Raw genomic sequence first — 20,143 nt, forward strand, 5'->3', positions numbered from 1 at the left:
TCATTTTGCTAACCATTGGACGGACTGCGCCTTGGATACCACCAACACCGCCCAGGATCACATTCTGATCATTGAGGATGACGAACGTCTGGCTCAGCTGACTTGCGAATACCTTGAAGGCAATGGCTTCAAAGTAAGCGTCGAGCATGATGGGGCGAACGGCGTCGAGCGGATTCTCGCCCTGCGTCCCGATCTGGTCATTCTGGATTTGATGCTGCCCAACGAAGATGGCCTGTCGATCTGTCGCCGAGTGCGCGATCAGTACGCAGGACCGATCCTCATGCTGACGGCTCGTACCGACGACATGGACCAGGTGCTTGGCCTGGAGATGGGCGCCGACGACTATGTGCCAAAGCCTGTACCGCCACGGGTACTGCTTGCCCGTATGCGTGCACTGTTGCGTCGCTCCGATGCGCCGGAGCCGAGTTCATCCGATGCCCGCATCGAATTCCGGGATCTGGTGATCGATTCCGGCACCCGAGAGGCGTGGCTCGATAACGAGCGCATTGACCTGACCAGCGCCGAATTCGATTTGTTGTGGCTGTTGGCGTCCAACGCCGGTCGGGTGCTGACGCGCGAAGAAATCTTCTCGGCCCTTCGCGGCATCAAGTACGATGGGCAGGATCGCTCGATCGACGTGCGCGTATCGCGGATTCGACCCAAGATTGGCGATGACCCTCACCACCCGCAACGAATCAAGACGGTTCGCAGCAAAGGCTATCTTTTCGTCAAGGACTTCTAACGTATGAGGCAGTCCTCTCGGGGCGGCGTTTTCCTGCATGTGTATCTTGCGATCTTCGCAGCCCTGCTGATCATTTTCGTGCTCGGGTTGATCGGGGTGTCGCTGGTCAATGACATGCGGGCTCAGAACTACCGGGAGGATCTGGCGAGTGCGCCCATGTCCCTTTTAGGGTTCATGGTGCAAAGTCAGCCCGATGAGGCGCGGGATCAGTGGCTTCGTGATCACGAACAAACGCTTGGCATCGGGCTTGCGCTGTCGGATTCCGAAACCCTGATGCTCGATTACTGGGACAGGCGCAGGCTCGACAAGCAGCATGTACTGGCGGCCCGTGTCGAAGGAGAGTCCGGCTGGCGGCTGTACCGGTCGCTCAAGGACACCGATCAGGTGCTGGTGGCGCATTTCAACGGCCTGAGTGAACAGCAGCCTCAGCGACTGATGTCGCTTTTGCGCAGCTGGCTCGAGTCAGTGCCGGTCGATCAGCGTGAGGCCCGCTTCAAACGTCTTCGGGATGCAAGTGCCTTGCCCATGGGCATGGGCAGCGGGACGCCGGTCGGGCTTAACGACGCGCAGAGCGAGCAGCTCAACGCCGGTAACGTCGTTATCAGCATTGCCCCAGAGCGCCCCTTCATCAGTTTCTACGCCCAGCTTTCCGATGGCCGGTGGATCACTGCCGGGCCGCTGCACCCGTTCGAGCCCATTCCCACCACCACGATCGCGATCCTGATGATCACGATGCTGCTGGTGCTGGCCGGGGCGCTGTACTTGATCGTCGGGCGGGTCGAGTCGCGAGTGAAGCGGCTCGAGAAAGCTGCCTCACGTTTGGCCGCTGGGCACCTCGATACGCGGGTCAACGTCAACACCAACGACTATCTCGGCCAGCTTGGCCATGCGTTCAACGCCATGGCCTCTCAGGTGCAGGTGGTACTTTCGGCTCAGCAGGATTTGATGCGAGCGGTGTCGCACGAGTTTCGAACGCCGGTGGCGCGGATTCGCTTCGCGATCCAGATGGTCGACGACATGAGTGAGTCGCCCTCGATCAAACGGCAGATTGCCGAAATCGATGCCGACATCGAGGCGCTGGATAACCTGATCGACGAGATTCTGACCTACGCCCGCCTCGACAGCGCCGGCGACGGCCGCGTGCCGTTGACCATCACCGAGGTCGACAGCGAAATGGTGGTGGCAAATGTCATTGAAACCCTGCGTCCGCTCCATCCCGAGCTCGAGCTGATCAATAACTGCAAGGAGGCGCCGCTGGTTGCCGCCGATGAGCGCTACCTTCAGCGCGCGGTGCAGAACCTGGTCGGCAATGCCTGTGCTCATGCCCGCGGCCGGGTGGAAGTCAGTATCGAGCAGCAAAACGACAAGGTCGCCTTCCACATCGACGACGACGGCCCGGGCGTTCCCGAGCGCGACCGCAAGCGCATCTTCAAGCCGTTTGCCCGCCTCGATGACAGCCGGGCGCGGCGCTCCGGCGGCTATGGCCTGGGGCTTGCGATCGTCTCCAAGATCGTGTTCTGGCACCAGGGTGATGTGACCGTCAGTGACGCACCCAGCATGAGCGGGGCGCGTTTCACCATCGAGATTCCGTGCTATTCGGAGGCGGAGTCGAACTATCTGCGGCTCACGCGCTCGAACGGCGAGCGCTAGGCCGGGCGAATCCCGGAGAGCACCGAAAACGAGGTGTCCCGTGCGGTGCACAGAAAATCGTGCATCCACGGGTGTTCCATCAGCTCCCCCCGCACCGCCGCATAGAGCGTGCTCCAGAGGCCGGTTTCCCCAAGCGGCCGGGCACGAATGTAATCCCGTTCCAGATACTCCGTCAGCGCCCAGTTCGGCAGCGCGCATACGCCCCGTTCACTCGCAACCAGCTGCATCATCATGATGGTGAGCTCCGCAGTGCGGATTTCCCTTGGCTGTATTTCGGCCGGCACCAGAAACTTGGTGAAAACGTCGAGTCGGGCGTGCTCGACCGGGTAGATGATCAGGGTTTGATCGCTCAAATCGGCTGGCACGATGTGCGAGCGCCGGGCCAGCGGGTGCTGCTTGGCCACGGCAAGCTGGCCTTCGTAGCGAAAAAGCGGTTCGTAGTGCACATCGGGCAAGGGTTGGGGGTCGGCCGTGATCACGAGGTCGAGCTCGCCCTTGGCAAGCGCCGGCAGAGGGTCGAAGACATTGCCGCTTGGAATATCGACTTCGATGTCCGGCCAGTGGTCTCGGAACTGATCGATGGTTGGCATCAACCATTGAAAGCAGCTGTGACACTCGATGGCCATGTGCAGTCGACCGCGCTCTTCACCGCCGGCCATTTTGGCGATGTCGCGCTCGGCCATGCGCACCTGGGGCATGACCTGATCGGCCAGGGTCAATAGCCGCTGGCCGGCCGGTGTGAACTTAACCGGTTTGGTTTTTCGAAGAAAGAGCGGACTGCCCAGACGGTCTTCCAGATCCTTGATCTGGTGAGACAGCGCTGACTGGGTCAAATGAACGCGCTCGGCGGCCTCGACCAGAGAGCCTGCGTTTCGAAGCGCGACGAGGGTGCGCAGATGGCGAAGCTCCAGCATAAACATGAGCCTGTTTCATGGTTTAAAGTATTGGTTATGATTGTCACTCATTAGGGCGCGTCTGTCGCCCTCAAGGTCGGCAGTGTCGCACGCGAACCGTCTCGTCAGGCGCATCGTCTGCCGGACACAGTGCGCTCGGGTCGGTAATGCGCTTCAGCACGCGAGCAATGAAGGCCCCGTTGTAACTGGCGCTGTCGAGCGTATAGGAGGGGATCGGTGTCACGCCGCCCTCTGTTTGCCTCGCTACCGCAAACCGGAAGGGGTGATGCCCCGGCACGCCCATGCGGTCATCGGTGGCGACGAGTGTGTTGTCCATGCGGGTATTGAACGAGAGCTGGCCGCCGGTGAACCAGGCAAGCCGCTTAAGTTCGGGCCACATGGGCTCGGGCCAGGGGCCAGTCTCGAAGGTATCAAAGCGGGGCGGCTGAGCATCGAGCAGGCTGACATAGGCCTCTCGGCGGGTATCGCCATCGCGGACAACCACGCGCCACAACAGCGACGTAAGCGGCATGGGCTGGATCAACTGCGCGTCATCCTGCCAGTGGTGTTCGACCATGATCGGGCTAACCCGGGCCGCAACGATGTGCTTGGCAACGACCGTCCATCCCAGATACGCGCTCGAGAGGATCAAGCCGGTCGCGATTGCCCGCCGGGCAGGGGGGCGCCAGAGCCCGATGATTGCTGCGACCAGTAGAGGCAGGGTGTAGAGCGGGTCGATAATGAAAATGGTATTCCAGGCGACCGGTGGCGATTGCAGTGGCCAGAGTAGCTGCGTGCCGTAGGTGGTAAAGGCGTCCAGCATCGGGTGGGTCAGCAGAGGCAGCGCGCAGAACCACCACCAGCGGGAGAGCGTGATGCCCCCGGGGCCGAGCCGACGCAGAAGCCAGGCAAGGCAGGTTGCAAGAATTGCCAATACGAACAGCGAGTGGCTAAAACCCCGGTGGTAGGTGAAATCGGCAATGGCGCTGCCGTGGTCGATCAGAACGTCCAGGTCCGGAAGCGTTCCAAGAACCGCGCCACCGATGAGGGCCTTTCTGCCCAGTGGCCGGCTGAGTACGGCGCCTCCGAGGGTGGCGCCAAGCGCCGCTTGCGTCATCGAATCCATGCTGTGGCCTTCATGATCAAATCGGGTAATGGTGACAGCCTAGCAGGCTCGTGTTGGGCTAGACTCATTATTTTCAACGACTTGATGGCATGTGACTCATGACGCTTTCACAAAAATTGACCCGCCGGTTCCGCCAGGCGGCGGCTGAGACTGACGGCATCGATGAGGCGGTCTATGACCGCTACAACAAAGATCCGTTGACGCCGATCATTGGGCTTGGGCGAAAGGATCTTCGTGTGGGGATCTTCGGGCGCGACCCTGGGCGTGATGAGGTCAAATACGGCGAGGCGTTCATCGGTGCCGGCGGCCAGCTGGTGCGCCGTGCGCTGTATGAGTGCCTCTATCAAACGGCCATGCCGGATTTCGAGGCCTCGAAAGCTGTGGGCGAGCATGTGTTCTGGGCCAATACAGTGCCGTACAAGCCCGTCGGCAACAAGGCGTGGTCGATGGCGGTCAAACGTCGATTTCACCCGCTGGTGCGCACGCTTCTGATCGATTATTGGGAGGGCGATGCCCTGATTACCCTGGGGCGCGAGGCGTTTTTCTGGTTCGGCATCGATCAATCAAAGGCGGTGCGCACGCAGCTGGAGGCGTTCTGGCGTCAGGACGACCGCTTCGAGCGCCAGTGCGAGATCACTCTGAGCGACGAGGAAGGGCGCTCGCGCACCCTCACGCTTTATCCGCTGCCGCACCCCTCGCCCCTCAACCAGACCTGGTATAAACGCTTTCCCGGGCTTTTGACGCAGCGCCTCGAGCAGGTCGGGTTGACCCTGGAGGCCGCGACGCGCTGAGAGGTGGCCTATTCATGTAGAGGGGCTCTAACGTCAATCGGGGCGAAGGCCGTACCGCCCGCCGCCGAGACAGACCAGCGCCAGAGCACCGAAGAGCCACATCGCTTCTCTCTCGAGGCGCCAACCACCGCCTGAACCGAGTTCGAACACATGGCTTAACTGAAAAAGGGCAATCGCCGCGACAAGATCGATGGCAATAAGGAGCGCGGCCATTCGAACGTAGGCGCCCAGTAGAATCAGAACCGGCGCCACAAGCTCACCGATGAATACGGCGTAGCAGAGCCAGTCCGGCAGGTGCCAAAGTGTTAGCCGGTCACCGATATGGGCAAGGGTTGCGTCATCGCCTACCTTGGCCACGCCGTGAAGCAGAACCGTAAAGCCAAGCGCGGTGCGCAAGAGCAGTTTCCCGAGAGCGTCGTTCTTGAAATTCAGCACCTTCATGACGATAGTCTTACTCCATTGAACGTGGCGGCTTAGCGTCATTTAAGATGCCAGTTCGCTGCTGGCCTAGCCAGTGGCGGTTTGTATGACCCGACGATAATCAGGAAGAGACTGTCATGAAATACCTGCATACGATGGTTCGCATCACCGACATCGATGAATCGCTCAAGTTCTATTGCACACTGCTGGGCATGAAGGAAGTGCGCCGCAAGGAAAGCGAGAAGGGGCGGTTTACCCTGATTTTTCTGGCCGCCGATGAAGATGAGGCGCGCTCCAACGCCGAAACTGCGCCCGAACTTGAACTGACCTACAACTGGGACCCGGAAACGTTGACCGAGGGCGCACGCAACTTCGGGCATCTGGCGTTTCGGGTCGAGGACATCTACCAGACCTGTCAGACGCTGATGGATAACGGCGTCACCATCAATCGTCCACCGCGCGATGGCCACATGGCGTTCGTCAAATCCCCGGATGGCATTTCCATCGAGCTGCTTCAGAAGGGCGATGCGCTGTCACCGAGCGCGCCCTGGGATACGATGGAAAACACCGGCTCCTGGTAATACTCGCTTCTTTGGCGCGCTCCAGGCGGGCGCGCCGCTTCCCGCCCGACCTCTTCTCCAGGCGCCCAACTGGGCAGCGTATTCAGAATGCGTTAATCTTGGTTTTCTAATTAAAATTTGTTTCAACAAGGCGCGTGCTCGATTTCCTGCACTTATCGCACTTGTTGGTCGATAACGACCATTGGCTTTTCAATTCAAGCGTCATGGCGCATGCCGTGATCGGATCAGGTCGATCTCATGAACGATTCAAGCGCCGCTGGTGGGTTCAAACAGTGGCTGATGCGCGCGCCCGGTACGTTGAGCGCCCGAGAAAACAGAAGTTACGAAGTCTTCGTATGGCTTCATCTGATTCTGATTGTCGACCACCTCGTGTTTTTCCTTCCCGTGTATACCTGGCTGGGGCAGCCGGTAGTGGCTGCCAGCGGCGGCGCAAGCCTGCTGGTTAGCGTACTGTCGTTTCTGAGTCTTCGGCGTGGTCACGTCGATGTGGCGTGTCTGATGCTGCCTGCTGCGCTTTTAGGCCATGTGACCGCTGCCACGCTTCATTTCGGGCTCGAAAGCGGCTTCATGGTGGCGGTGCTGCTCTCGATTCTTTTGCTGTTCATGAGCGAGTTCCCGCTCTTTATCAAAAGCGTGTGCTCATGCGGGTTTTTGATGGTTGTGGTCGGGACGTTCATCATGCTGACGCACTGGTTACCCATCGCACCGCTTGGCTTCGATCAGCGTCAATTCCTGTGGCTTTTGAATCTTTTGAACAGTGGTGTCGTAGTAGCGGCCATGCTCTACAGGTTGAGTGCGGTCACGCTTCGATTCGAGCGAATGTATCAGCGCAGTGCCAACCGGGATTCACTGACCAACGTGCTCAACCGCCGTGGCGTCATGGCCGAAGGGGAGCGGTGTCAGCGCTCGGGCGTGCCCTATGCGGTGCTCCTGGTCGATGTGGATCATTTCAAGTCGATCAACGACACCTATGGTCATGCCTGTGGGGACGATGTACTGCGTCACTTGGCGCGGCTGATGACCCAAAGTGTTCGTGAGGGCGATGTGATTGGCCGGGTTGGTGGGGAGGAGTTTCTGGTAATTTTGCAGGACCTCGACGGTCATGGGGCCGATTTCATTGCCGAACGGCTTCGACAGCGTCTTGAGAAGACGCCGTGTCGCATCAAGCCGGGAGTCAGCGTTCAGGTCACGGCAAGCATCGGCACGGCGTGTTCGCGCCAGGTGGCCGCGGGGCTTGGCGCCATTATCGAGCAGGCCGACGCCCGTCTTTATGAAGCCAAGCGGCGCGGGCGCAATCGAGTCGTTGGCGCCGAGAGCGAAAGCGACATCATGGCACTCGACGCCGAATGAGCCGCGCGCTGCTTTAACGTCTAGCCGTAGGGCCGAAACCGGGCGAGCAGGCGGCTGATGCGCTCGATCAGTCGAGAGGCCAGCGGGGTGCCAAGCCACCAGGGCAGCGTGATCAGGGCGATCGACAGCGAGCCCATGTAGACGTCACTGAACCAGTGCGCGCCGACCATGATGCGCGGAGCGCTCAATACCACCACCAGTGCAGCACTCAAGGCACCTATACGCGGCGTTGCGAACTTCAGCATGAACGCAGCGAAAACCATCAGCATCAGACCGTGGTCGCCCGGGAAGCTGTTGTGTGCGCTGTCCTTGGTCGGAATCGACACCACATCGGTCAGAAGGCGTGCCTGCTCGAAAAAGAGCGTCGGGCTTGCGTGCTTGTAGCTGATGCCATCATTGGTGAAAAGCGCCAATACCCCGCCGGTCAGCAGCATCACCACCCCGATACTTGCCCACTTCACCAGGCGGTTGGGCGCTGTGTCGTGCCGCAGCGCCAAAACGAACAAAAGCCCCATGATGCCAAGTGCCACCATGTCAAAGGCGCGAGCATTGAGGATGGCCAGCACCGTGGTCCAATCGTTGTGCTCAGGCGTGATGAACTGGTTGAAGAACCAGAAGACGCTGTCGTCGAGCCACGGCCAGAGGGTCAGATGTGGCGCCCACCAGCTGAGAAACAGGGCCGCACCGATCAGATTGAGCAATAGAATGTGCATCGGTTTCATGAGGGATCTCCCTTGTTGGACGTGGGAAACAGTCGGCCCAGTCGTCGGCTGATCCAGGTGGTTAGCGCCCGTGCCACGGGCGTACACAGCACCCAGGGCAGCAGCAACAGCGCAAGTGACAGCGAGCCGACCATGATGTCGCTGACCCAATGCGCTCCGACCATGACCCTGGGGGCAATGGCAATCGCGACCAGCAGGATGCTTGCCCCGCGCGTGAGACGGTCGCCGAAGGTCAGCATGAAGCCTGCAAAGATCATGGCCATCACGCCGTGATCGCCCGGGAAGCTGTTGCCGGCGCTGTCCTTGGTGGTGAAGTGCACGAAGTTCGACACCAGACTTGCGTCATCGAAGAAGCGTGTAGGGCTTGGGTGATGAAAGGGCAGATGGCGAACAACTTCATTCATTAGCCCGGCCGTGATCACCATGGTCAGACCGATCCCGAGCCAGCGCTGCCAGCCGCCCCTGGTATCTCGTACACACGCCCAGCACATGATCGTCAGCATGCCTGCAATGACAAACAGATCGAACTTTCGATTATTGAGCGCGGCAAGCGTCGCGTCCCAATGCGGGTTACCCATCGTGATGAACTGATTGAAAAACCAGAACACACTGTCATCGACGGTTGACCAGAAGGTGAACTGTGGAATCCACCAGGTCGAGATGAGCAATACCCCCAGGGCATTGAGGCAGAGAATGCGGGTCAGGTTCATGAGCGCAGCCGGAATTAAAAAAATGGTTAGCGCGCTAGTGTAGAGTAACGCCGTGAAACAGAACAGCGTTTCTTAATTATTTATTAAGATAAATAGTGTCGTTTTTATTGAAGTAGTGCATATGGCGCGCATAAAAAACGGCTGCCTGATGAGGCAGCCGCTTGACGGGATACGCTAACGAATTGATTACAGCGCTGAAATCTTGTCGCGCTGGGCCTCAAGGGCCGCAAGGGTGTCCTTGAACTCCGAAAGCTTGGCCTGTTCCTTTTCGACCACGGATGCGGGCGCCTTGGCCAGGAAACCCTCGTTGCCGAGCTTTTTCTCGGTGCCGGTAATAAGGCCCTGTTGCTTCTGGATGTCCTTATCGAGGCGGGCAAGTTCCTTGTCCTTGTCGATCAGATCGGCCATCGGCACCAGCACTTCCATCTGCCCGACCAGCTGCGTTGCCGACAGCGGTGCGTCTTCGGGGGTATCGAGCCACTGGGCCGAATTCAGCTTGGCAAGCTTGGTCAAAAACCGCCGATTGGCCTCGAGCTGTGCCTGATCCGAGGCGGTGCCCTTGGTCAGCAGCACGTCCAGTGCCTTGCCCGGCGCGATGTTCTTCTCGGCGCGAATATTACGCACCGCGATGATCACGCCCTTGAGCCACTCGATGCTTTGCGTTGCCTCGGCGTCGAGGCGATGGTCGTCGGCCTCGGGCCACGGCTGAACCATGATCGAGTCGCCTTCGGCGCCGGCAAGCGGTGCGATTCGCTGCCAGATTTCCTCGGTGATGAACGGCATCATCGGGTGGGCAAGGCGCAGTACGGTTTCAAGCACCCGTACAAGTGTTCTGCGCGTGCCGCGCTTGGCCGAATGCGAGGCGTCCTCATCCCACAGTACCGGTTTGGAAAGCTCCAGATACCAGTCGCAGTACTCGTTCCAGATGAAGTCGTAAAGCGCCTGGGAGGCGTGGTCGAAGCGGTACTCGTCCAGTGCCTTGGTGACTTGGGTCTCGACCTGCTGAAGCCGTGAGATGATCCAGCGGTCGGCCAGTGACAGCACGACATCGCCGCCTTTGAGGCCGGTATCCTCGCCTTCGGTGTTCATCAGCACGTAGCGCGCGGCGTTCCACAGCTTGTTGCAGAAGTTGCGATAGCCATCGAGCCGGCCCATGTCGAACTTGATATCGCGTCCGGTGGAGGCCAGTGACAGGAAGGTATAGCGAAGCGCGTCGGTGCCGTGGGGCTCGATGCCATCGGGGAACTCGGCCTTGGTCGCCTTGGCGATGGCCTTGGCCTTTTGCGGCTGCATCATGTTGCCGGTGCGCTTGTCGAGCAGGGTGTCGAGCTCGATGCCATCGATCAGGTCGATCGGGTCGAGGACGTTGCCCTTGGACTTCGACATCTTCTGGCCTTGGCTGTCGCGTACGAGGCCATGGACGTAGACGGTCTTGAACGGCACCTGATCTGTGAATTTAAGCGTCATCATGATCATCCGGGCGACCCAGAAGAAGATGATGTCAAAGCCTGTGACCAGCGTGCTGGTGGGGTGGAATGTCTCGAGTTCCGGCGTTTTCTCCGGCCAGCCAAGGGTACCGAAGGTCCAGAGCCCGGAGCTGAACCAGGTGTCGAGGACGTCGTCGTCCTGAGTGAGGGTGACGTCATCGCCAAGCCCGTGCTGCTCACGAACGTCGGCCTCACTTCGGCCCACATAGATGGCGCCGGCCTCGTCGTACCAGGCCGGAATGCGGTGGCCCCACCAGAGCTGACGCGAGATGCACCAGTCCTGCAGGTCCCGCATCCAGGCGAAATACATGTTCTCGTAGCTTTTCGGCACGAACTGGATGTCGCCGTTCTCGACCGCCGCGATGGCGGGCTTGGCGAGTTCCTCGACGGCCACGAACCATTGATCGGTCAGAAGCGGCTCGATGACATCGCCCGAGCGGTCGCCGTAGGGCAGGGTGTTGGTAATGGTCTCGACCTTGACCAGAAGACCCTTGGCGTCCATGTCCGCGACCAGCTTTTCACGAGCGTCGAACCGGCCAAGACCCTGGTAGGCCTTTGGCAGCGTGGTGTCGATGTCGGTGCGGGGCGCACCGCTCATCGAAAAGACCTCGGCCTGCGAAAGGATGGCGGCGTCCTTGCTGAACACGTTGATCAGCGGCATGTCGTGACGCTTGCCGACGGCGTAGTCGTTGAAGTCATGAGCGGGCGTGATCTTGACGCAGCCCGAGCCCTTGTCCATTTCGGCGTGCTCATCGGCGACCACCGGAATGCGGCGGCCAACCAGCGGCAGCTCAATGAATGCACCCACAAGCGATGCGTAGCGCTCATCGGCGGGGTTGACCGCCACACAGGTATCCCCCAGCAGGGTTTCCGGGCGCGTGGTGGCCACCACCAGGTGGTCGGCGCCGTCTGCAGTGGTCACGCCGTCGGCGAGCGGGTAGCGGAAGTGCCAAAACTGGCCCTGCTGCTCCTTGTTCTCGACTTCCAGGTCGGAAATCGCGGTATGAAGGGTGGGGTCCCAGTTGACCAGGCGCTTGCCACGGTAGATCAGGTCGTCGTTGTAAAGCCGGATGAAGACTTCCTGCACTGCCTTGTAGAAGCCATCGTCCATGGTGAAGCGTTCGCGGGTCCAGTCGACGCTTGCGCCCATGCGACGAAGCTGGCGCGTGATGTGGCCACCGGACTCCTGCTTCCACTCCCAGATCTTGTCAGTGAACGCCTCGCGGCCCAGATCGTGTCGGCTCTGGCCGGTTTCGTGTTGAAGCTTGCGCTCCACCAGCATCTGGGTGGCGATGCCCGCGTGGTCGGTGCCTACCTGCCACAGGGTGTTGTTGCCCTGCATCCGCTTGAATCGAATCAGGGTGTCCATCAGGGTGTCCTGAAACGCATGACCCATGTGGAGGCTGCCGGTCACGTTGGGCGGCGGAATCATGATGGAGTACGGCGCACCGTGGCCGGCGGGAGAGAATCGCTGATCCGCTTCCCAGCGGTCGTACCAGCGGCGTTCGATCGATTCGGGTTGGTAGGTCTTGTCCATGTACTGACTCGGTAAACTGTATGGGTCGTGGGCGTGCCGCGAGGCGTGGGGCCTGAAAACGAGGCGAGAGTATAGCGCTTGAAGGGGGCAGGCGTCATGAGCCTGCCCACGCGGGGCCTTGCTTTTGATCTAGCCCTTGAGCTGATGGGCCTTGACCGGGTAGCCCCGCTCCTTGTAGGTCGACCAGCACGCGCGCTTGGCCACCAGCACCTCCTGGTGCTGGTTGATGATCTCGGCCACGCGCTCGAGGTGGGAAAACCAGTTCGGGATCTCCGGGTGCAGGTTCAAAAGCGCCTCGACCCCGGGTTCCGGCTCATGGTCCCAGCCGATGGTGACCGGCGTCTTGGGCGTAAGCGGCTCGGTCACCAGCGTGTGAGGGATGTAGCTTTCGGGCTTGAAGGTCCAGAGCCGCTCATCCATTTGCCGCGCCATGGCTTCATCTTCACAGTGCACGTGCAGCCGATACCCCTTCGAGAAGATGGTTTCGGCCAGGCGACAGGCGAAGTCGAAGCGCGCCTCGAGAGTGGTCTGCGGCAGAATGTAGAAGTCGATCTGGGTCATGGGTGCCTCAGACGCCGCCGTCGATGTCGAGTTTCGCACCGGTGGTGAATGAGGCGCCCTCGCTTGCAAGCCATAAAATGCCGCTGGCGATTTCACGCGCGTTGCCGGCGCGCCCGAGCGGGATGTTGGCCGAGGATGTTTCCGGCTTGTCCGGATTGCCACCGCTTGCGTGAATCTCGGTGTCGATCACGCCGGGGCGAACCGCGTTGACCCGGATGCCATCGCCGGCAAGCTCCTTGGCAAGCCCTTCGGTGAAGGTGTCGATGGCGCCCTTGGACGCGGCGTAATCGACGTACTCACCGCTGCCCCCTCGATGCGCGGCCGCCGAAGACACATTGATGATCGAGCCGCCGTTTCCGCCGTGTCGGGTCGACATGCGTTTGATCGCCTCGCGGGCACAGAGAAACGGCCCGGTCACGTTGATGCGCATCATTCGCTCGATGCGCTCGGCGCTCATGGCCTCGACGCGTGATACCTGATCGACAATGCCTGCGTTGTTGACCAGCACGTCCAGCCGCCCGAAGCGCTCATCGACCGCCTCGAACAGCCGTACGATGTCGGCTTCCGAAGCCATATCGGCCTGCACGGCGATGGCCTCGCCGCCCTTGGCTTCGATGGCCTCGACCACCGCGGAAGCGGCGTCGCGGTCGGTTCGGTAACTCAGCGCGACGGCGTAGCCGGCCTCAAAGGCAAGCTGTGCGGTGGCCGCACCGATGCCGCGACTGCCGCCGGTGATCAACATGACGTTATTCATGGTGCCCTCGTCTTTATTCAGGCCAGCTTGACCAGCCAGCCGTGAGTGTCTTCGGCCCGGCCATATTGAATGTCGAGCAGTTTCTTGCGAAGGGTCGAGGCGATGCGTGTCTCTTCGCCGCCCTTGATGCGCTCTTCCGGCGTGACCAGTTCTGCAATCGGGGTAATGACGGCGGCGGTACCGCAGGCGAAAACTTCAGCGATCTCGCCGCTTTTCACGCCCTCGCGCCACTCATCGATGCTGATGCGGCGCTCTTCCGGCGACAGGCCTTCTTCCCGGGCAAGCTCAAGGATGCTGTCGCGGGTCACGCCTTCCAAAATGGTACCGGTCAGTTCGGGGGTGACGATGCGGCCATCCTTGTAAACAAAGAACAGGTTCATGCCGCCGAGTTCTTCGATCCACTTGTTTTCGACCGCATCCAGAAACGCGACTTGAGCACAGCCATTGGCTTCGGCTTCCTGCTGGGCAACCAGCGAGGAGGCGTAGTTGCCGCCGCACTTGGCCGCACCGGTGCCACCTGGTGCCGCGCGATTGTAGTGCTGGGACAGCCATATGGAGACGGCGTTAAGGTCACCCTTGAAATACGACCCGGCCGGCGAGGCGATGACGTAGTAGTCCACCAGCTTGGCCGGTTTGACGCCGAGAAACTTCTCGCTTGCGATCATGAACGGGCGAATGTAAAGGCTGCATTCCTCGGTGTCGTCCTTGGGCGTGGGGACCCAGGCCTTGTCCTGCTCGACCAGGGCTTTAACCGAGCCAAGGAAGGTTTCGTCATCGAGCTCGGGCAGCGCGAGACGGCGCGCGGAGCGACGAAAGCGCTCGGCGTTCTTTTCAGGACGAAAGGTCCAGACGCTGCCGTCGGCGTGGCGGTAGGCCTTAATGCCTTCAAAGATTTCCTGGGCGTAGTGAAGCACGGATGCCGCCGGGTCAAGCGACAGCGGCCCATAGGGAATGACTTCGCCGCGCTCCCAGCCGGTGGCCTTGGTCCAGCGGACATGTGCCATGTGATCGGTAAAGTACGTGCCAAAACCGGGGTTGGCCAGAATGCCGTCACGAAGAGAGTCGGCGGTTGGGGTCGTGGTCGGGCGAACGTAAAAGCCGTCGGTGCTCACTGGGCATTCTCCATCTAGACGCATCGCGATAAACCTAAGGGTAAGGCCAGCCGTCAGGCTGTGCCGTTAAGCATGACATAAGCGCGCCTCGCCCGGAAAGGGCGGGCGCGCGGGGCCGGTCGGGCCTGGATCAATCGTTGCTGATCTGGACGATTTCGTCGGCGCGGTTGAACAGGTACTGGCTCAAAAGGCCAACCGGACGGCCTGTGGCGCCTTTCTTGCCATCCCAGGCGACGCCTGCGATGTCCAGGTGTGCCCACGGGTAGTTCTCTGCAAACCGGGACAGATAGCACGCCGCGGTAATGGTGCCGGCCTTTTTGCCGCCGATATTGGCAAGGTCTGCGTAGTTGGAATCGAGCTGGCTCTGGTACTCGTCCCACAGCGGCAGATGCCAGGCGCGGTCCCAGGCCTGTTCGCCGGCGTCGAGCAGATCAAGCGCGACGTCGTCATCGTTGGACAAAAGCCCGGCGGCGTGGTCGCCAAGTGCCACGATGCAGGCGCCGGTAAGTGTTGCGATGTCGATGACGGTTGCCGGGTTGTAGCGCTCGGCGTAGGCCAGGGCGTCACACATGACCAGACGGCCTTCGGCGTCGGTGTTGAGGATTTCGACGGTCAGGCCCTTCAGGGTCTTGATGATGTCGCCGGGCTTGAGCGCACGGCCATCGGGCATGTTCTCGGCGGCTGCAACGATGGCAACGACGTTGATGGCCGGTCGGGTTTCAAGCAGCGTCTTCATGGTACCGAACACGCTTGCCGCGCCGCCCATGTCGAATTTCATCTCGTCCATGTCGGCGCCGGGCTTGATCGAGATACCACCGGAATCGAAGGTGATGCCCTTGCCGACAAGGACGTAGGGCGCTTCGTTGTCGGCCGCCCCCTTGTATTCCATTACGATCATGCGCGGCGGCTCGGCGCTGCCCTTGCCAACGGCGAGCAGCGCGCCGGCACCGAGCTCCTCGAGCTGATGCTCATCGAAAATGGTGACCTCGAGCGCCGAGTCGCGGCCAAGCGCTTCGGCCTGTTCGGCCAGATAGCGCGGCGTGCAGACGTTGGCCGGCAGGTTGGCAAGCTGGCGGGTCAGGTTGATGCCACGGCCCACGGCCTGGCCCCGGGCAACGCCTGCTTCAGCCTCACTCTTGGCATTGGTGTCGCTCAGTAGAATGTTGAGCGTTTCAAGCGTATACGCGGCCTTCTTGGTGGTCTTGTAGTCGTCGAAGCGATAAAGGGCACGGATGCCGGCCTCGGCGATCATGCGGGCTTTCCAGGCGGTATCCACGTCCGGCACGTCGATGTCGGTAAACGCGATGGCGGCGTTGTCGACCTTGAGCGTGAGCAGATGCATAAGTGCGGCGTCGAGGGCCTTGCGGTAGTTTCCCTGGTTCATCTTGTCCGATGCGCCGCATCCCACCAGCAGCAGACGGTCCGTGCTCAGCCCGGGTGCGAAGGGAAGCAGCTGGGTCTTGCCAAGGCTTGGCTCGAAATCGCCGCGCTCGATCAACTGGTTGATCAGCCGCTCGCTTGCGTCATCGAGCTTCTCGGTGGCCGTCAGGAGTGGCGCGTCCGCCAGCACCGGAACGACGATACAATCCGTTTCCGTTTTGGCGGGGTTGATGGTGAGAACGGGAAATTCCATGGGGTCTCCACAAGACAAGGGTAAGGTGATTCGCGATAATGCAGGCCCATGATGCGTCTGAATGTGATCGCATGGCGCCAGACAGTGTCCATGTCAGTGTACGCAAAGGCCATCGCTATTGCATGGGCACAAATGCACCGAGCTGACCTGACTCATCGTCAAGGGTCATGCCCTGAAGGCTAGGGAGTCAACGTTTGATCGTTTTCCGATATTTGATCCGGCAGATTCTGGTGACCATGTCTGCCGTGGCGGGTGTGCTGCTGCTGGTCATCATGGGCAGCCGGTTCATTCGCTATTTTACCGATGCGGCTAATGGTGATATTCCAGCGCGGCTTCTGGGGTCGCTGATGCTCTTTCACATGCCGAGCTTTCTGGAACTGGTGCTGCCGCTGGCGCTGTTTCTCGGGGTGCTCCTGGCCTATGGGCAGCTTTACCTCAACAGTGAAATGACTGTGCTGACCGCCTGTGGCGTCAGTCGCAAGCGTCTTCTAAGAGTCACGCTCTGGCCTGGCGCACTGGTTGCGATGATGGTGGCGGCCTGCTCGTTGTGGCTAACGCCGATGGGCCTTGCCCAGAACGAGCGCCTGATTACCGCCCAACAGCAGCAGGCCGATTTCAGCGCGCTGACGCCGGGGCGGTTCCAGGAGATCGGTGATCGCACCATCTATACCGAGCGCGTCACTCGCAACAGCTCAAAGCTCGAGCACGTGTTCGTTGCTGAAACCCAAAAGCGCAATGGACAGGCGCCGGAGCAGATCGTCACGCGCGCCGACAGCGGCTATCAGACCAACGACCCCGACACCGGCAGCCGCTTTCTAGTGCTCTCAAATGGGGAGCGTTACGTTGTGACGCCCGGGCAGGCGGTCGGTGACCGGCTTCAGTTTGACACCTACGCCGTGCGACAGGAGCGTACGTCGGTTACCGGCGACATCGACGATGAGGAGATGCTGTCGACGCTTGCGCTCTGGCGCGATGGGTCGGACAAGGCGATGTCGGCACTTCAATGGCGCATCAGTCTGGTGGTGATGGTGCCGATCCTGATTCTGATGGCGCTGCCGCTGTCTCGGGTCAACCCCCGCAGCGGGCGCTTTGCCAAACTGGTTCCGGCGATCATCCTGCACATGAGCTATCTGAGCCTGTTGCTTGCGGCCCAGAACGCGCTGGCCAAGGGGCAGTTGCCGGCGTGGATTGGCATGTGGCCGATCCACGCGCTGTATCTTGTCATCGGAATTTTCCTGTTCAATCGCGGCCGGCCGAGGAGACGTCGTCATGTTTGATCGTCTGGATCGCTACATTGCCCGAAATGTGCTGAGCGCCATGCTGGTCGTTCAGCTACTGATTCTCGGGCTCGATTTCATCATTACCTACATCAATGACCTGGGCGACGTTCGAGGCGACTACGGCGCGTTTCAGGTGCTTTTGTATCTGTTGATTCGCCTGCCGTACCGGTTTTACGAGTACGCCCCGGTGGGCGTGCTGCTCGGGGCACTTTTGGGGCTTGGCACGATGGCCTCGAGCAACGAGTTGACCATCATGCGCTCGGCCGGTCGCTCGCTGGTGCGCATCATCTGGGGAGTAATGAAGCCACTTGGGCTGGTGATTCTGATCACCATGGCAATGGGCGAGCTGGTGGCGCCCCAGACCGAACAGTTCGCCTCGAGCTGGCGTGACCAGCTCAGGCAGGGCTCGGGCCACGTGGTCAGTGAGGACGGGGGCTGGCAGCGTGAAGGCGACAGCTTCTACAACTTCGGCTCGATCCGAGGGGACAACACTCTGATCAACGTCAACCGCTATCAGTTCGATGACAATCGGCTGGTGCTGGCCTCGCACGCCGATCGCGCCGTCTATGACGGCGACGCCTGGCGGCTTGAAAACCTGCGCGTGACGCACTTCACGGATAACCGCACCGAGGTCAGCACTAAGGCGAGCGCCGAATGGGACACGGATCTTCGGCCCGAGCTCTTAAAGCTGATCATTAATGACAAGGAAAGCCAGTCGATCGCGGATCTGTGGCGCTACGGGCGCTATCTGAACGATCAAGGGCTCGACGCGACCACAAGCTGGCTCTACTTCTGGCAAAAAGTACTGCAGCCCGTAGTGCTGGCAGGGCTTGTGCTGGTGGCGGCCTCATTCGTGTTCGGACCGCTTCGGACGGTGGCGGCGGGCACACGGGTTTTTTACGGCATCATCACGGGACTGGTGTTCAAGTACATGCAGGATCTATTGGCACCGGCCTCGACGCTCTTTGGGTTCTCTCCCATCTGGGCGGTGCTTCTGCCCTCGCTTTTATGTTTTGCCATCGGGTTTTTGATGCTTCGGCGAACGGGCTGAGCACGGTCCCATCGTCACGTGACATAGCGGCACGACAAGAGCACGGCGCAGGAAACGCGCCGTGCTCTTTTTTATCCGCCGGTCCATTCGGCCAAGGTGGAGTGGCAAAGCGCGGGATTCTTCCTAAGGTGAATTCTGGAGGCGGTGTGACCGCCGAAGACGTTTGCCAAGGAGTTCCCCCATGAAATATGCCCATCCCGGAAGCCCCGATGCGCTGGTGACCTTCAAGTCCCGTTATGACAATTTCATTGGCGGACAATGGGTTGCGCCCTCGTCCGGTGAATATCTGGACAATGTCACCCCCGTCACCGGCAAAGTGTTCTGTGAGGTGCCGCGCTCGAACGCCGATGACATCGAAAAGGCCGTACAGGCGGCGAAAAAGGCCTTTCCCGGCTGGAGCAAGACCGCACCGGCCGAACGGTCTAACGTGCTACTGCGCATCGCCGACCGGCTTGAGCAGAATCTGGAGCTGCTTGCCGTGGCGGAAACCTGGGACAACGGCAAATCGATTCGTGAGTGCCTGGCCGCCGATATCCCGCTGATGATCGACCACTACCGTTATTTCGCCGGCTGCATTCGCGCGCAGGAAGGCAGCATCAGTGAGATCGATGAGTATACCGTTGCGTATCACTTCCATGAGCCCTACGGCGTGGTCGGCCAGATCATCCCGTGGAATTTCCCGCTTCTGATGGCTGCCTGGAAAATCGCGCCGGCGCTGGCGGCGGGCAATACCGTTGTTTTGAAGCCGGCCGAGCAGACGCCGGCCTCGATCTGCGTGATGCTCGAATTGATCGAGGACCTGCTGCCGGAAGGCGTGCTCAACGTGGTGCACGGCCTTGGGGAAGAGGCGGGCGACGCGCTGTCGTCCAGTGAGGGCATCTCAAAACTTGCATTTACCGGTTCGACCCCGGTTGGCAGCATGATCATGGGCAAGGCCGCCGAGCGCATCATTCCGGTGACCCTCGAGCTTGGTGGTAAATCGCCTAACGTCTACTTCTCCGATGTGATGGATCATGGCGAAGACTTCATCAACAAGTGCGTCGAAGGCTTGATGATGACGTTTTTGAACCAGGGCGAGGTCTGCACCTGCCCATCGCGCGCGCTGATTCAGGAAGACATCTATGACGATCTGATGAATCGCGCCATCGAGCGTGCCAAGACCCTGAAGCAGGGCGACCCGCTCGATACCGAGACCGAGATGGGCGCGCAGGTATCCAAGGAGCAGTTCGAGCGGATCCTGTCCTACATGAAGATCGGCCGGGAAGAGCAGGCCGAGTTCATCGTTGGCGGCGACAAGTCAACGCTTGAGGGCGACCTTGCCGGCGGCTTCTACGTCCAGCCGACCATGCTCAAGGGCAACAACAGCATGCGGGTATTCCAGGAGGAGATCTTCGGGCCGGTGCTGTCGATCACTACGTTCAAGGACGAAGCCGAGGCGCTCGAGATTGCCAACGACACCGAGTTCGGCCTCGGGGCGGGGGTCTGGACTACCGACATCAACCGGGCCTATCGCATGGGACGTGCGATTCAGGCCGGGCGCGTGTGGACCAACTGCTATCACCAATACCCTGCGCACGCGGCCTTCGGCGGCTACAAGAAATCGGGTATTGGTCGCGAGACCCACAAGCAGATGCTCGATCATTACCAGCAGATCAAATGTCAGCTCATTTCCTATGACCGCAACCCGGCTGGACTCTACTGATAGAGCGCCTTATCGCGAATGGAAAATCGATTTATTGCAGA

General features: G+C 60.4%; 18 protein-coding genes. 8 read left to right on the forward strand and 10 right to left on the reverse strand.

What is annotated here, in order from left to right; genetic code table 11:
* Nucleotides 1-31: 31 nt before the first annotated feature.
* Both NAT23_RS06780 and NAT23_RS06785 read left to right on the forward strand, forming a co-directional pair.
* The gene (locus NAT23_RS06780) at nt 32-742 is read left to right on the forward strand and encodes a winged helix-turn-helix domain-containing protein (protein WP_251592288.1); all 711 of its coding nucleotides are present in this window, start codon (nt 32-34) and stop codon (nt 740-742) included.
* 3 nt (nt 743-745) lie between these two features.
* Entirely contained in the window at nt 746-2,392 is a 1,647-nt protein-coding gene (locus tag NAT23_RS06785; protein ID WP_251926658.1) for an ATP-binding protein, read from the forward strand.
* On the opposite strand, the gene NAT23_RS06790 is transcribed toward NAT23_RS06785, so the two are convergent.
* Nucleotides 2,389-3,306 carry a LysR family transcriptional regulator gene (locus tag NAT23_RS06790; protein ID WP_251926785.1) on the reverse strand — a complete coding sequence of 306 codons (918 nt, stop codon included), beginning with the start codon at nt 3,304-3,306 and terminating at the stop codon, nt 2,389-2,391. The two genes, NAT23_RS06785 and NAT23_RS06790, sit on opposite strands and share 4 nt — an antisense overlap.
* Nucleotides 3,307-3,376: 70 nt before the next feature.
* Entirely contained in the window at nt 3,377-4,411 is a 1,035-nt protein-coding gene (locus tag NAT23_RS06795) for a metal-dependent hydrolase (RefSeq protein WP_251926659.1), read from the reverse strand.
* A gap of 98 nt (nt 4,412-4,509) precedes the next feature.
* Between NAT23_RS06795 and NAT23_RS06800 the strand changes: the two genes are divergently transcribed.
* Complete coding sequence (locus NAT23_RS06800; protein ID WP_251926660.1) at nt 4,510-5,202, forward strand: uracil-DNA glycosylase family protein; 693 nt, start codon at nt 4,510-4,512, stop codon at nt 5,200-5,202.
* A gap of 33 nt (nt 5,203-5,235) precedes the next feature.
* Here NAT23_RS06800 and NAT23_RS06805 read toward each other — a convergent pair whose 3' ends face one another.
* Complete coding sequence (locus NAT23_RS06805) at nt 5,236-5,643, reverse strand: DoxX family protein (protein ID WP_251926661.1); 408 nt, start codon at nt 5,641-5,643, stop codon at nt 5,236-5,238.
* A 116-nt stretch (nt 5,644-5,759) separates the two neighbouring features.
* Here NAT23_RS06805 and gloA point away from each other — a divergent pair, with 116 nt between their 5' ends.
* Both gloA and NAT23_RS06815 read left to right on the forward strand, forming a co-directional pair.
* Nucleotides 5,760-6,203 carry a lactoylglutathione lyase gene (gene gloA, locus NAT23_RS06810; RefSeq protein ID WP_251926662.1) on the forward strand — a complete coding sequence of 148 codons (444 nt, stop codon included), beginning with the start codon at nt 5,760-5,762 and terminating at the stop codon, nt 6,201-6,203.
* A 237-nt stretch (nt 6,204-6,440) separates the two neighbouring features.
* A complete protein-coding gene (locus tag NAT23_RS06815; protein ID WP_251926664.1) occupies nt 6,441-7,553 on the forward strand; it encodes a GGDEF domain-containing protein in 1,113 nt (370 codons plus the stop codon).
* 20 nt (nt 7,554-7,573) lie between these two features.
* Here NAT23_RS06815 and NAT23_RS06820 read toward each other — a convergent pair whose 3' ends face one another.
* The 7 genes from NAT23_RS06820 to NAT23_RS06850 form a co-directional block, all read right to left on the reverse strand.
* On the reverse strand, nt 7,574-8,275 hold the full coding sequence (locus NAT23_RS06820; protein ID WP_251926666.1) for a phosphatase PAP2 family protein: 702 nt from the start codon (nt 8,273-8,275) through the stop codon (nt 7,574-7,576).
* A complete protein-coding gene (locus NAT23_RS06825) occupies nt 8,272-8,985 on the reverse strand; it encodes a phosphatase PAP2 family protein (protein WP_251926668.1) in 714 nt (237 codons plus the stop codon). Before NAT23_RS06825 ends, NAT23_RS06820 begins: the two co-directional genes overlap by 4 nt.
* Before the next feature lie 186 nt (nt 8,986-9,171).
* The gene (locus tag NAT23_RS06830; protein ID WP_251926670.1) at nt 9,172-12,009 is read right to left on the reverse strand and encodes a valine--tRNA ligase; all 2,838 of its coding nucleotides are present in this window, start codon (nt 12,007-12,009) and stop codon (nt 9,172-9,174) included.
* A 129-nt stretch (nt 12,010-12,138) separates the two neighbouring features.
* On the reverse strand, nt 12,139-12,570 hold the full coding sequence (locus NAT23_RS06835; protein WP_251926672.1) for a DNA polymerase III subunit chi: 432 nt from the start codon (nt 12,568-12,570) through the stop codon (nt 12,139-12,141).
* Nucleotides 12,571-12,577: 7 nt separating this feature from the next.
* On the reverse strand, nt 12,578-13,324 hold the full coding sequence (locus NAT23_RS06840) for a glucose 1-dehydrogenase (protein ID WP_251926674.1): 747 nt from the start codon (nt 13,322-13,324) through the stop codon (nt 12,578-12,580).
* A 17-nt stretch (nt 13,325-13,341) separates the two neighbouring features.
* The gene (locus NAT23_RS06845; protein ID WP_251926676.1) at nt 13,342-14,436 is read right to left on the reverse strand and encodes a branched-chain amino acid aminotransferase; all 1,095 of its coding nucleotides are present in this window, start codon (nt 14,434-14,436) and stop codon (nt 13,342-13,344) included.
* Between the two features lie 130 nt (nt 14,437-14,566).
* The gene (locus tag NAT23_RS06850) at nt 14,567-16,069 is read right to left on the reverse strand and encodes a leucyl aminopeptidase (protein ID WP_251926677.1); all 1,503 of its coding nucleotides are present in this window, start codon (nt 16,067-16,069) and stop codon (nt 14,567-14,569) included.
* 194 nt (nt 16,070-16,263) lie between these two features.
* On the opposite strand from NAT23_RS06850, the gene lptF reads away from it, so the two are divergent.
* The 3 genes from lptF (at nt 16,264) to exaC (ending at nt 20,102) form a co-directional block, all read left to right on the forward strand.
* On the forward strand, nt 16,264-17,346 hold the full coding sequence (gene lptF, locus NAT23_RS06855) for an LPS export ABC transporter permease LptF (protein WP_251926678.1): 1,083 nt from the start codon (nt 16,264-16,266) through the stop codon (nt 17,344-17,346).
* Nucleotides 17,339-18,400, forward strand: coding sequence for an LPS export ABC transporter permease LptG (gene lptG, locus NAT23_RS06860; protein ID WP_251926680.1), 1,062 nt, complete (start codon nt 17,339-17,341; stop codon nt 18,398-18,400). The genes lptF and lptG overlap by 8 nt, the downstream gene beginning before the upstream one ends.
* A gap of 181 nt (nt 18,401-18,581) precedes the next feature.
* Entirely contained in the window at nt 18,582-20,102 is a 1,521-nt protein-coding gene (gene exaC / locus NAT23_RS06865) for an acetaldehyde dehydrogenase ExaC (protein WP_251926682.1), read from the forward strand.
* The last annotated feature ends 41 nt before the right edge of the window (nt 20,103-20,143 follow it).

It is taken from the genome of Larsenimonas salina, assembly GCF_023736155.1.
Lineage (GTDB): Bacteria > Pseudomonadota > Gammaproteobacteria > Pseudomonadales > Halomonadaceae > Larsenimonas > Larsenimonas salina.

Excerpts from the sequence above, each read along its gene's own strand:
- NAT23_RS06785 (WP_251926658.1), top strand. The coding sequence starts at position 746 with ATGAGGCAGTCCTCTCGGGGCGGCGTTTTCCTGCATGTGTATCTTGCG.
- NAT23_RS06790 (WP_251926785.1), bottom strand. The coding sequence starts at position 3,306 with ATGCTGGAGCTTCGCCATCTGCGCACCCTCGTCGCGCTTCGAAACGCA.
- NAT23_RS06795 (WP_251926659.1), bottom strand. The coding sequence starts at position 4,411 with ATGGATTCGATGACGCAAGCGGCGCTTGGCGCCACCCTCGGAGGCGCC.
- NAT23_RS06800 (WP_251926660.1), top strand. The coding sequence starts at position 4,510 with ATGACGCTTTCACAAAAATTGACCCGCCGGTTCCGCCAGGCGGCGGCT.
- NAT23_RS06805 (WP_251926661.1), bottom strand. The coding sequence starts at position 5,643 with ATGAAGGTGCTGAATTTCAAGAACGACGCTCTCGGGAAACTGCTCTTG.
- gloA (WP_251926662.1), top strand. The coding sequence starts at position 5,760 with ATGAAATACCTGCATACGATGGTTCGCATCACCGACATCGATGAATCG.
- NAT23_RS06815 (WP_251926664.1), top strand. The coding sequence starts at position 6,441 with ATGAACGATTCAAGCGCCGCTGGTGGGTTCAAACAGTGGCTGATGCGC.
- NAT23_RS06820 (WP_251926666.1), bottom strand. The coding sequence starts at position 8,275 with ATGAAACCGATGCACATTCTATTGCTCAATCTGATCGGTGCGGCCCTG.
- NAT23_RS06825 (WP_251926668.1), bottom strand. The coding sequence starts at position 8,985 with ATGAACCTGACCCGCATTCTCTGCCTCAATGCCCTGGGGGTATTGCTC.
- NAT23_RS06830 (WP_251926670.1), bottom strand. The coding sequence starts at position 12,009 with ATGGACAAGACCTACCAACCCGAATCGATCGAACGCCGCTGGTACGAC.
- NAT23_RS06835 (WP_251926672.1), bottom strand. The coding sequence starts at position 12,570 with ATGACCCAGATCGACTTCTACATTCTGCCGCAGACCACTCTCGAGGCG.
- NAT23_RS06840 (WP_251926674.1), bottom strand. The coding sequence starts at position 13,324 with ATGAATAACGTCATGTTGATCACCGGCGGCAGTCGCGGCATCGGTGCG.
- NAT23_RS06850 (WP_251926677.1), bottom strand. The coding sequence starts at position 16,069 with ATGGAATTTCCCGTTCTCACCATCAACCCCGCCAAAACGGAAACGGAT.
- lptG (WP_251926680.1), top strand. The coding sequence starts at position 17,339 with ATGTTTGATCGTCTGGATCGCTACATTGCCCGAAATGTGCTGAGCGCC.
- exaC (WP_251926682.1), top strand. The coding sequence starts at position 18,582 with ATGAAATATGCCCATCCCGGAAGCCCCGATGCGCTGGTGACCTTCAAG.